Genomic DNA, 12,302 nt, shown 5'->3' on the forward strand with positions numbered 1-12,302 from the left:
AAAAACGCTCAAAACCATTTTTATCAATTTGAGGATATGAAATGACCCAACACCAGAACCCTGGCGCCCAATTCAGGGCCGCCATTGAACAGGAGAAACCTCTGCAGTGCGTGGGTGCGATCAATGCCTACCACGCCCGCCTCGCTGAGGCCTCAGGGTATCGCTCTCTCTACATCTCAGGTGGTGGTGTCGCCGCCGGTTCCTGCGGCATTCCTGATCTCGGCATTACCACTTTGGAAGATGTCCTCACCGATCTGCGTCGTATAACCGAAGTCACTGAGTTGCCGGTTTTAGTCGACATTGATACCGGCTGGGGAGGAGCGTTCAATATCGCCCGGACCATCCGAGACATGAACAAGTTTGGTGCTGCCGCAGTCCATCTGGAGGATCAGGTGCAGCAGAAGCGTTGTGGGCATCGTCCCAACAAGGCCATTGTTTCCCAGACTGAAATGGTCGACCGTATCAAGGCTGCAGTGGATGCCAAACTGGACGACGACTTCGTAGTCATGGCGCGCACCGATGCGCTTGCTGTTGAGGGCATGCAGTCCGCTATCGACCGGGCCTGCGCCTGTGTCGAAGCCGGGGCCGATATGATCTTCCCCGAGGCTATGACCGAACTCTCTCAATATCGCGAATTTGTCGATGCGGTAAAGGTACCGGTATTGGCTAACATCACTGAATTTGGCTCCACACCACTCTTCACAGTTGAGGAGCTTGCTGGAGCAGGTGTCAGTATCGCGCTCTATCCCTTGAGTGCTTTTCGGGCGGCTAACGCCGCTGCGCTTAATGTCTATCAGACCCTTCGTAAAGAGGGTACTCAGAAGAACGTTGTAGACACCATGCAGAGTCGGGCTGATCTCTACGATTATCTCGGTTATCACGATTTCGAACAGAAGTTAGATCAACTTTTCGTATCAGAGGAGAACGCCTAATGAGCGAGCCCAATCAAATACTCCCCAAGGCCAAGAAGTCTGTCGCACTCTCCGGCACTGCAGCAGGCAACACCGCCATCTGTACTGTTGGACGTACCGGAAATGACCTGCACTATCGTGGTTACGACATTCTCGACTTCGCCGAAAAGGCAGAGTTCGAAGAGATCGCCTATCTATTGATTCACGGTACCCTGCCAACCCCATCAGAACTGGCTGCCTACAAGGCCAAACTAAAGTCGATGCGAGGCCTGCCCCAGGCATTGAAGCAGGCACTGGAGGCAATTCCCGCTTCTGCACATCCGATGGATGTGATGCGTACTGCCTGCTCGATAATGGGTAGCTGCATACCTGAGAAGGAGAGTCATCCAGCCGCTGAGGCACGCCAGATCATCGACAAACTGATGGCCAGCTTTGGGTCTGCCCTGCTCTACTGGTATCACTATGCGTTCAACGGTAAACGCATTGAGGTAGAAACCGATGATGACTCCATCGGTGGCCATTTTCTCCATCTTCTGCACGGGGAGAAGCCTAAGCAGAGCTGGGTTCGTGCAATGCACACTTCGCTGGTGCTCTATGCAGAGCATGAGTTCAATGCTTCCACCTTCGCCGCTCGTGTCATCGCCGGCACCAACTCCGATATGTACTCCGCCATCACCGGCGCCATCGGCGCTCTGCGCGGCCCAAAGCACGGCGGCGCCAACGAGGAGGCCTTCCGCATCCAGAGTCGTTACCACACTGCTGATGAGGCAGAAGCTGATATTCGCGAGCGTGTTGGGCGCAAAGAGATCGTGATCGGTTTCGGTCATCCGGTCTACACCGTAGGAGACCCTCGCAACGAGGTAATCAAGGGTGTAGCAAAAAGTCTCTCTGAAGAGGCAGGCAACATGACCATGTTCAGTGTTGCTGACAGATTGGAAGCCGTGATGTGGGAGATCAAGAAGATGTTCCCCAATCTGGATTGGTTCTCTGCAGTCTCCTATAACCAGATGGGTGTACCCACCGATATGTTCACGCCCCTGTTTGTCATCTCTCGTGTCAGTGGCTGGGGTGCGCATGTGATCGAGCAACGCGAAGACGGCAAGATTATCCGACCTTCCGCTAACTATACCGGCCCGGAGAATCGTAAGTTCGTATCTATTGAAGAGCGCGGATAGCACAGCTAGAGGCTATTCGAGTCGAATGACTCTGACTGACCACTAACCCGCCGTGGTGGGGCATGGCCCCACCCTACCGTGAGACCGGAGTGTAGGGTGAGACTCTGCTCCTCCACCGCGTAATCCATAATGTAGGGTGGGGCCGTACCCCACCAAACTACCGCTTGGTTTAAGAGAAAACATCATCATGAACACCGATTACCGCAAACCCCTACCAGGCAGCGACCTTGACTATTTCGATACCCGCGAGGCAGTAAATGCAATCCAACCCGGCGCATACGAACTGCTCCCCTACACTTCAAGGGTGCTTGCGGAACAGCTGGTGCGTCGATGTGATCATGACCTGCTGACAGATGCCCTGAAGCAACTCATACAACGCAAGCGTGATCTGGATTTTCCCTGGTACCCGGCACGGGTAGTCTGCCACGATATCCTCGGCCAGACAGCACTGGTCGACCTGGCCGGCCTGCGGGATGCGATTGCCGACAAGGGTGGTGATCCAGCCAAGGTCAATCCAGTGGTGCCGACACAACTTATTGTCGACCACTCACTGGCAGTTGAACATGCGGGGTCCGACCCGGAGGCTTTCGAAAAAAACCGCGCCATCGAAGATCGCCGTAACGAGGATCGATTTCACTTTATCGAATGGTGTAAAACCGCTTTCGACAATGTCGATGTGATTCCCGCCGGTAACGGCATCATGCATCAGATCAATCTTGAGAAGATGTCACCTGTCATCCAGACACGGGACGGTGTAGCCTTCCCCGACACCTGCGTTGGCACTGACAGCCATACGCCTCATGTTGATGCACTCGGTGTGATTGCCATCGGCGTTGGCGGATTAGAGGCTGAGAATGTCATGCTGGGCAGGGCTTCAATGATGCGCCTGCCTGAGATCGTCGGTGTTAAACTGAGCGGACAACGGCAGCCGGGTATTACTGCAACAGATATTGTTTTGGCGCTAACCGAGTTTCTGCGTCAGCAACGGGTAGTCTCTGCTTATCTTGAATTCTTTGGTGAGGGTACCGAGAGCCTCACCATTGGTGATCGGGCCACCATCTCCAACATGACCCCTGAGTTCGGTGCTTCTGCAGGCCTCTTCTACATCGACCAGCAGACCCTCTCCTATCTGAAGCTGACTGGCCGTGAGGCAGAACAGGTGGCGCTGGTTGAAAACTATGCCAAGACAACAGGTCTCTGGAGCGATGCGCTGCAGGAAGTGGAGTATGAACGAGTAATTGAATTCGATCTCTCCACAGTAGAACGCAACATGGCCGGGCCATCCAACCCCCATCGCCGTCTGCCAACCTCAGCCCTGGCTGAGCGAGGCATTGCCGGCCACTGGGAGGAGAGACCTGGAGAGATGCCAGACGGCGCCGTCATCATCGCTGCGATCACCAGCTGTACCAACACCTCCAACCCCCGCAATGTCGTCGCGGCAGGACTGCTGGCGCGTAAGGCTAACGAACTGGGCCTGGTTCGCAAGCCCTGGGTCAAATCCTCTTTCGCCCCCGGCTCAAAAGTGGCAAAACTCTACCTGGAAGCCTCAGGACTGCTGACGGAACTGGAGCAACTCGGCTTTGGTATTGTCGCTTATGCCTGCACCACCTGTAATGGCATGAGTGGCGCCCTCGACCCAAAAATCCAGCAAGAGATCATCGACCGTGATCTCTACGCAACAGCGGTGCTCTCCGGCAACCGGAACTTTGATGGTCGGATTCACCCCTACGCAAAACAGGCGTTCCTCGCCTCCCCTCCCCTGGTTGTAGCCTACGCTATTGCCGGTACCATGCGCTTCGATATAGAGAAGGATGCACTTGGCCACGACAAACAGGGTAACCCGATCACCCTTAACGATATCTGGCCCAGCGATGAAGAGATCGACACCATTGTCAGTCAGTCGGTAAAACCGGAGCAGTTCATACAGATCTACCAACCCATGTTCGAGCTGGGTGAGCGGGAGCAGGCCGAGAGCCCCCTCTATGATTGGCGACCTCAAAGCACCTACATACGCCGCCCTCCTTACTGGGAAGGGGCACTGGCAGGAGAGCGTAGTCTCAGTGGTATGCGTCCACTGGCAGTTCTGGGTGACAACATCACCACCGACCACCTATCCCCATCCAACGCCATCCTTTCCAGTAGTGCAGCGGGGGAGTATCTGGAAAAAATGGGGCTACCGGAAGAGGACTTCAACTCCTACGCCACCCATCGCGGAGACCACTTGACAGCGCAACGGGCCACTTTTGCCAATCCCAAACTGCTCAATGAGATGTGCAGAGATGATCAAAACGAGGTCATCCAGGGTTCACTGGCCCGTCTTGAACCCGAGGGTGAGCCAATGCGCATGTGGGAAGCCATCGAAACCTATATGTCCCGCAAACAGCCGCTGATCATCGTAGCCGGCGCCGACTACGGTCAAGGCTCCTCCAGAGACTGGGCTGCGAAAGGAGTTCGTCTGGCTGGCGTGGAAGCGATTCTGGCCGAAGGCTTCGAACGTATCCACCGCACCAACCTGGTGGGCATGGGCGTGTTGCCGTTGGAGTTCAAGGCGGGAGATGACCGCCTGACCTACTCGATTGACGGTACGGAGACATTTGATGTTATCGGTGAACCGACCCCAAGGGCCGACCTGACTGTAGTGATGCAGCGGCGCAATGGCGAGCGCCTCGAGATTCCAGTCACCTGCCGCCTCGATACAGCAGAAGAGGTATCGGTCTACGGTGCAGGTGGTGTGCTGCAGCGATTTGCTCAGGACTTTCTGCAGTCGGGAACAGTTTGATGTTGATCACACCCTGTGTGGCCGTTTTCTCCCCCTCTCCCCTAACCCCTCTCCCGCAAGGGGAGAGGGGGATACCTCATGCATAGTGTGCAAGGAGATGCAGCATTCTTTCCCATCAATACTCTTATCCTACAAAGAGAAAAAGGGACACCTCATGGATAATGTGCAGGAACATACACCATTTCTCCATACAAACTCCCCTCTCCCCTTGCGGGAGAGGGGCTGGGGGAGAGGGGGAGAAAACCTCTCTTCCGAACAAAGGGAGAGAGGGACACCTCATGGATAATGTGCAGGGATATACAGCGTTTCTCCATATCAACTCCCCTCTCCCCTTGCGGGAGAGGGGCTGGGGGAGAGGGGGAGAAAACCTCCCTTCCGACCAAAGGAAAAACCAGATCAAGGAAGAACAACATGGATCAACGAAACTTCGCAAAAGGACTACGCAAAAACATGACCGACGCCGAGCGGCTCATATGGAAACAGCTACGAGCCCATCGACTCTCCGGTCAGAAATTCCGTCGCCAACAACCCATTGGGCCTTACGTGGTGGATTTCGTCCATTTTGGTGCCCGTTTGATTATCGAATGCGATGGGGGCCAGCACAATGAAAGCACTAAAGATCACCGGCGCGACACCTGGCTACGCCAGCAGGGTTTTCAACTGCTACGCTTCTGGAACCATGAAATCATGAATCAAACCGAATCCGTCCTTACCACAATTTTCTCCGCCATACCCCCCCTCTCCCCATGCGGGAGAGAGGGAAAACCAGGCAGGAGGCTCATGGTGGATATAGATTCCCACACATAAGATGAAAACGAAGAGATCAACAGTAACTCAATCGACATAAGGTTTAGCAATGGCTCACGCACCACAAATTAAAATCCCTGCCACCTATATGCGAGGCGGCACCAGTAAGGGCGTCTTCTTCAATCTGCAAGAGCTGCCTGAGGCAGCCCAGGTACCCGGCGAAGCCCGAGACAAACTGCTGTTAAGAGTCATTGGCAGCCCGGATCCTTATGGCAAACAGACCGACGGCATGGGAGGGGCTACCTCCAGTACCAGTAAAACAGTCATCCTGTCAAAAAGTGAAAAGCCGGATCACGACGTGGACTACCTCTTCGGCCAGGTTGCCATCGATAAAGCCTTCGTCGACTGGAGCGGTAACTGCGGCAATCTCACTGCAGCGGTAGGCTCTTTTGCCATCGCCAGTGGACTGGTTGAGAAGGATCGTATCCCCGACAACGGCATCGCGGTTGTGCGCATCTGGCAAAAGAACATTAAAAAAACCATAGTCGCCCATGTACCCATTACTGATGGTCAGGTACAGGAGACCGGTGATTTCGAACTCGATGGTGTTACCTTTCCAGCTGCAGAAGTAAAGATAGAATTCATGAGTCCGGTCGATCCCTCCGAAGCCATGTTCCCCACCGGCAACCTGGTGGAGGATCTGGAAGTCCCCGGAATCGGCACATTCAAAGCCACCATGATCAATGCCGGCATACCAACCATCTTTCTCAATGCAGGTGAGATTGGCTACAGCGGCACAGAGCTTCAGGAAGTTATCAATGGTGATCCTGCTGCGCTGGAGCGCTTCGAAACCATTCGAGCCTATGGAGCAATCAAGATGGGGCTGATTGAAAAATTGGAAGAGGCAGCCAAGCGACAACACACTCCCAAAGTGGCTTTTGTCGCACCACCTGGCGGCTATGCCGCCTCAAGTGGTAAAGAGATCAAAGCAAGCGCCATCGACCTCAACGTGCGTGCCCTCTCAATGGGCAAACTTCATCACGCAATGATGGGAACAGCCGCCGTTGCCATTGGTACTGCAGCAGCAATCCCAGGCACTCTGGTCAATCTCGCTGCAGGTGGCGGAGAGCGGGAATCGGTTACCTTCGGACACCCCTCCGGTACACTAAAAGTCGGAGCGGCCGCATTTCAGCAGAATGGCAACTGGATTGTTGAAAAAGTCATCATGAGCCGTAGTGCGCGCATCTTAATGGAGGGCTGCGTACATATACCTGGAGAACTGCCGTAATTGATGAACAGCACCAAATTGGCTTACACAAAATCACGTATACTCAATAAGATCTCAGTTTGTGTGCGACCCTGTCGTCCATAAGGGTATGGGTTCACCAGAATTCCTCTTGCTTTCCTTGAACTCACCCATGTCTGTGTAGATGGATGTAGGCTTGCTCATCAGGTGTTTTTTTTGAGTTGAATATAGTGCGGCAGGCTGCACCCAGAATTATTCCGGACGGAAGCGATAGACTCAAAGTAGCTACTGACCTCTCAACTCCTTTAATTCCTGGGATAGGGTAACACTCTTGTTCCCTAACTAACTTTGGGGTTAAATCGCGACAGCTGGATAAACTCTTATTAGCCACTCTCCCAGTTGCTATTCTGGTGCCTGCATGGATGCAAGTTAAATAATAAGCCAACATAGAGAGTATCGGGCATATTATGCAACGCACTGTTTTGATTACCCGCATCTCCATACAATCGTCTGAAATATTGCGTTTAATCCTATCACCATCGCAGTGCTTTAACATTTCATTATTGGTTTATGAAATGCCTCTAATAGTTATTCATTTGACCCATGTCAATTCACTAATAAGCAAACATACTCGACACTGTCTACCATATAAGACAAGAATCCCAATCTTTACATGATAATACTGATTTATAAGTCGGTTTTGCATTCTGGAGTAGATAATAGTGCAACCATCTTTAGTAAATAAAGAAAATAACCAATCAGATAGTAAATCGAACATTAACTGGATTGATATTAACAATACAACGACCCCATTTAACAAAAATAGCTGCCAGTCTCAATCCAATTTAATTAAATCAATTGACGCCTCTACTTTAAGTGCCATTACGCTTCTTTTCCTGCTCTTCATACCACTCCATACTTTTGCCTCAAGTTGTAATATTGGAGAAATATGGCCCGCATCCGGCAGTGCTACATATCCGGACCAAGCGAAATATGGCACAAAACACAAGGCTATAAGCAAGCGTATAACCTTCGAAAATGATGCTATCTTTCGAACAAAATTAGAGAGCGAATATCCCTTTTATGTCATGGTCATAAAACACTCAGGAAGTGGCACTGCGAAAGCCATAGAGGGAAATTCCAGGAATCTTGGTAGAGGCAGGCATAGTTTTGAATTTACTGCTGACTATAGGGACTATCCTGAAGATGAATTACAACTACTGATATTCGCCGGCAAAGACAATCAAAGCACTCGCTATAAAATTCATATTACTTATATTACTGTTGCCTGCAAATAGTTAACCCATCACCTAACGCTTACTTGTCTTTCATTACTAATTTTGGATTTACCATGAAACCACTATTTCTAATACTTAGCATTGTTATCATTTTCATGAGTACAGCAATTACTCCTGGGCTTAGCTCAGCAGAGCAATACAGTTCCGAATTGACCAGAAAATGGGCAGCTCAGCGTGAAGCGCAAAGAGAAAAAAATAGATTACGTGAGCAAAGGAACCTCGAGAAAAAGCGCAACCGTGATCAGCAAATGCAGATGTTGAATCAGATATTTAGTATTGAAGAAGACCAGGGAGGGACAGATGTAAATAGCGTTCCTGAGAGACGGCGCACCGCTCCAACTGACACTTACGCTGACTACGGGGATAGCGGGTACAATGATTATTGCCCAAACCCAACAAATGGTAAATATTATCCAGATGGTCAACCCTACTGGGGGTTCTTTCCAGGACCACTCGGAACAGCGGGAAATAGTTCATGTGTTGTCTGTAAGAATAACAAGTGGAAAGGGTTAAAACATACCTATTGTCCTGGTTCATCTCCGAATTAAGACTGATCCCTAAGCCAAACCCGTGCAGTGATCATAACTTATCGGCTTTTCTAGATAGCGGATAGATTATAATAACATTTCAATGCCTTCTTTATTGTCAGGCATGGAGAAAGAATATGAGCAGGCAGATTCCGTCCGAGTCATTAGATAATAAATCAAATACCTCGTACTTATTTATACTATCTGTTATTACCCTGATATGTATTGCCTCGACATCACCCGCCGTTTCTCGTACTGGCAGCCCCCCTCCCGCAGAAGAGGTAAAAAAACTTGGCGAACAGATCTCTACGGTTTCGTTGATGCATGAAATGTTCAAGTTAGAAATTGGGATTAAAAAAACCCATTCTTGTTCGCAGTATGATTCCGATATAAGAAACGCCAAAAGCGCTATGAAACGACTTAACGCTAACACCTCTCTCAGCGATACAGAATTCAATAAGAGATATGACATCAGAGAGTCTGAACTTAAAGTCCATCAAAATAATTATAAGCAATGCTTCTCGAATAAATACAAATCTGTTGCTGAAAAATTAAAGTTAACAAAAATTCTTCAGCAAAAACCTTTAAGTTATGATGACTTCGATAAAGAATATAAAAAACTAAAAAAAACCTACTACGACCCTAAAGCCAAAATTGACTATGAAAAAGAGGTAAATACCTTTCAAGGTAGACAAAATAGATTAATTCTCACATGGCTTGAGGAGAATATTCAAGAAGTGAGAGATTTTAGAGGCCTGGATGACAAAAGAATTTCAAGAGGAGCTTGGGAGCGCTGGGTTAAGATACATGTAGATAAGCTTATTGAAACTGCAAAATCCTATAATGGCATTAATAATAAGGCTGTAATACCTGGCGAGACTATCACTGATCAACGGGATGGAGTAGTCAGGGGGTACCTGAGAAATGCACCACTTGTATCAATGGTGGCTGGAGAAGGAAAGTTTATCCAATTGCTTTCCGGAGACGATCTTCCACCAGACCATCGACATGATAATCCCTATGCAGCCATGACCGCATCAACAGAAGTGGCGTTGCAGAAAAAGATCATGCGAGCAATACCACACTCCTTGTTACCAGAAGATGTTTTAAAACTATCGCTTGATGTCAGTGATGGAAGTTATCCTTTAGCTGTAATGACCGGGCATGCTGTTCTTAAGATCAATACAAAAAAGGGAAGATCTGTAATCGAACGTATGTTTGCTCGTGCACGAAATGGGAAATGGGAAATAATTCCAGACTTAGCGAAAAAACTAAAACCCTATAGCAGCCTAGCAAAAAAACTTCACAATCTTAGGCCAGCAGATGATAAAACCGGCGATAAACTTGGCCCATGGTATCATGGCTTTGGCTTGCTCTCTGCTGGTGCCATATCGAGCCCGGAGGGTGCAGCAATAGGAGCAAGAGGAGAGCATCAATCGAAAAAATGGAGTTGGTTTTCAGGTGAAGGTGCTTATAACGCTGAAAAAGAATATACTGACAGAATATTTTCAGATGCCACTTTTTCGCTAAGAAAATACAACCGATACTATGACTCTACAATACCTGAATAAAATGCAAAAAAAGCTTATCAGTTATTTCTCTTACTACTGTAAGTAGCTTAATGAATTCACGAGTCCTTGTTCAAAACAATAACCACGCATACTGGCTATTAGCACTTCTTTGGCCGCCGCTCGTCCTACCGCTGACCTATCTTGCAGTCTCAATATTGGAGGGTGTCTCCCAGGATATCCGCCTTACAGCAGACCATGAAACCTTGCCTTTATTAACTCAGTGGTACCAAGCATTAGGAACCCCGGGTTTATATCTTATTACCACACTCCCGCTCCTTCTGTTCCTGATTCTATTCCCATTTCGTACCCGCCAGTTTGCCATCATCTCATTGGCGCTAGCACTGGTCATCAGCATCTACCTCACCTTTGGTGGCATAGTCGCAGCCCACATCGCCTATGTGAAACTCTGTGTTTGACCAAACCTGCTATTAGTACCATCCCAAAGCGCTAAGTGACTCTTTTTATCAGGGTCATTGAACAAGGATAAAATGCTTCAGCCTTATGTAAACAACCTCATTTTAAGTACCTATAACACGTTATTAAGCAACGGAAAAAGGCAGCCAAAGTCCAAACGCAACGAAAATTAACAGAATCGCTGTTAACAGCAGATAGACACCACTCCAAAGCGTTCCAGCAACTACCCATTGACTATCGTTGCTGCGCCACACGAAGTACAACAACAACAACGGTGGCAGAGAAAGCAAGCCCCAAGCAAGCCAAAACAGTGTGCTGTATGTCTGTATGGTAGAGCTGAAAGCTGGGCCAAGTATTGGCAGGCTTAGCGAAGCGGTGATCTGAGGTAGGTTGTTTGAAAATCCATGCAACCAATGGCCATAGCTGTATGCCAGCTCAGGACGAACTATGAAAAATACAATACCCAGTAGTATATACCAGAGGCCAATAACGAGCATCGCAAGGGTCTTATACTGGTTCATCGGAAACCAGGAATCTGATTCAGAAATTGATCTAGCACTTTATTCATACACGATAGTGTCTGTTTTGAAACCATATAATAAGCAAATCGCTCCTATTTAATTGAGCACAAATATTCATTATTTCGCTTTGCTGATGCTACTGGTTATAATTGCCGCCCTAGATTCAATCATACTGTTTAACCTAGCGTCTTCAGTTGAACATGGATTTTCGTTAAATCTTGTCGGTTTACTGAACTTACACTTTAGTATAGTGATAAAATCCAATATTTAACCAGACATGTCAATAACTTACTTTAGTTAATAATGATTAACCATAAGCTCGTATTATAAGGGGATTCACCTGTGCCAAAAGCCTGTGACTTAAAAAAAGGCGTCGTTATAGAGATCAATGGCATACCCCATGCCGTTAAAAATGTCGATGCCAAAAGCCCATCCTCCCGTGGCGCCTCGACCCTCTACAAGATTCGCTTTACCAACCTGAAAACTGGCCAGAAACTGGATGAATCCTATAAAGGCGACGACATGCTGAAAGAGGCTGACTGTTTGCGCACGGCAGTTCAATACTCATACAAGGACGGGGAGGATTATGTCTTCATGAACCTGGATGACTACAGCCAATACAGTCTCAATGAAAATGAGCTGGAGGATGAGATCCCCTATATAACCGATGGCCTGGAAGGAATAACCGCTCTTTTGGTGGACGGTGCATTAATGGCCATCGAATTGCCACCCACGGTCAACATGGATATCGTTGATACTGCACCCGGCATCAAGGGTGCTACCGCTACAGGACGTAACAAACCGGCAACCCTGGCTACAGGACTCGAAATTCAAGTACCTGAATACCTGGAACCAGGTGAAACCATCAAGATCAACACCAGTACAGGAAAATTCATGTCACGAGCTTAACAATCCTTCAGCTCAGACTGGGTAGTTAACCTCATTAGGTAATGAGAGCTTTAATCAGATAGTACGGCCCCATTAATAGCCAATGATGTTTAAATATGTGTGATTAATCTCGAAACTTTTGTAAGGGATGCTAAAAGCCGGATTGATTTCAAAAATTTAATATGCACTAAATAAAACACAATGATAATTGATGCAATGGAGTGC

Annotated in this window: 11 protein-coding genes; 10 read left to right on the top strand and 1 reads right to left on the bottom strand. The window is 48.6% G+C overall.

Annotated elements, in window-relative coordinates; translation table 11 throughout:
- Positions 1 to 41: 41 nt before the first annotated feature.
- From prpB to AC4IE7_RS02415, 9 genes are all read left to right on the top strand, one after another.
- Entirely contained in the window at positions 42 to 932 is an 891-nt protein-coding gene (gene prpB / locus AC4IE7_RS02375; protein ID WP_490775194.1) for a methylisocitrate lyase, read from the top strand.
- Entirely contained in the window at positions 932 to 2,086 is a 1,155-nt protein-coding gene (prpC, locus tag AC4IE7_RS02380) for a bifunctional 2-methylcitrate synthase/citrate synthase (RefSeq protein WP_490775195.1), read from the top strand. Before prpB ends, prpC begins: the two co-directional genes overlap by 1 nt.
- A gap of 187 nt (positions 2,087 to 2,273) precedes the next feature.
- Positions 2,274 to 4,865, top strand: a complete 2,592-nt coding sequence (acnD, locus tag AC4IE7_RS02385) for a Fe/S-dependent 2-methylisocitrate dehydratase AcnD (protein WP_490775196.1) — start codon at positions 2,274 to 2,276, stop codon at positions 4,863 to 4,865.
- Between the two features lie 411 nt (positions 4,866 to 5,276).
- Positions 5,277 to 5,672: an endonuclease domain-containing protein gene (locus AC4IE7_RS02390; RefSeq protein WP_490775197.1), complete on the top strand. Its 396-nt coding sequence runs from the start codon at positions 5,277 to 5,279 to the stop codon at positions 5,670 to 5,672.
- Between the two features lie 49 nt (positions 5,673 to 5,721).
- Entirely contained in the window at positions 5,722 to 6,900 is a 1,179-nt protein-coding gene (prpF, locus tag AC4IE7_RS02395; RefSeq protein WP_490775198.1) for a 2-methylaconitate cis-trans isomerase PrpF, read from the top strand.
- Positions 6,901 to 7,580: 680 nt separating this feature from the next.
- Positions 7,581 to 8,156: a hypothetical protein gene (locus tag AC4IE7_RS02400; protein ID WP_490775199.1), complete on the top strand. Its 576-nt coding sequence runs from the start codon at positions 7,581 to 7,583 to the stop codon at positions 8,154 to 8,156.
- Positions 8,157 to 8,209: 53 nt separating this feature from the next.
- Positions 8,210 to 8,704, top strand: a complete 495-nt coding sequence (locus tag AC4IE7_RS02405) for a V-type ATP synthase subunit E family protein (RefSeq protein ID WP_490775200.1) — start codon at positions 8,210 to 8,212, stop codon at positions 8,702 to 8,704.
- A gap of 116 nt (positions 8,705 to 8,820) precedes the next feature.
- Positions 8,821 to 10,254 (top strand): hypothetical protein, encoded by a 1,434-nt coding sequence (locus AC4IE7_RS02410; RefSeq protein ID WP_490775201.1) that lies wholly within the window; start codon positions 8,821 to 8,823, stop codon positions 10,252 to 10,254.
- A gap of 50 nt (positions 10,255 to 10,304) precedes the next feature.
- Positions 10,305 to 10,670 carry a hypothetical protein gene (locus AC4IE7_RS02415; protein ID WP_490775202.1) on the top strand — a complete coding sequence of 122 codons (366 nt, stop codon included), beginning with the start codon at positions 10,305 to 10,307 and terminating at the stop codon, positions 10,668 to 10,670.
- Between the two features lie 123 nt (positions 10,671 to 10,793).
- On the opposite strand, the gene AC4IE7_RS02420 is transcribed toward AC4IE7_RS02415, so the two are convergent.
- Positions 10,794 to 11,189: a hypothetical protein gene (locus AC4IE7_RS02420; RefSeq protein ID WP_490775203.1), complete on the bottom strand. Its 396-nt coding sequence runs from the start codon at positions 11,187 to 11,189 to the stop codon at positions 10,794 to 10,796.
- A gap of 342 nt (positions 11,190 to 11,531) precedes the next feature.
- Between AC4IE7_RS02420 and efpL the strand changes: the two genes are divergently transcribed.
- Positions 11,532 to 12,098 (top strand): elongation factor P-like protein EfpL, encoded by a 567-nt coding sequence (gene efpL / locus AC4IE7_RS02425; protein WP_490775204.1) that lies wholly within the window; start codon positions 11,532 to 11,534, stop codon positions 12,096 to 12,098.
- Positions 12,099 to 12,302: the final 204 nt, after the last annotated feature.

The sequence above is a fragment of the Candidatus Thiodiazotropha sp. AKAK3 genome (genome assembly GCF_058244645.1).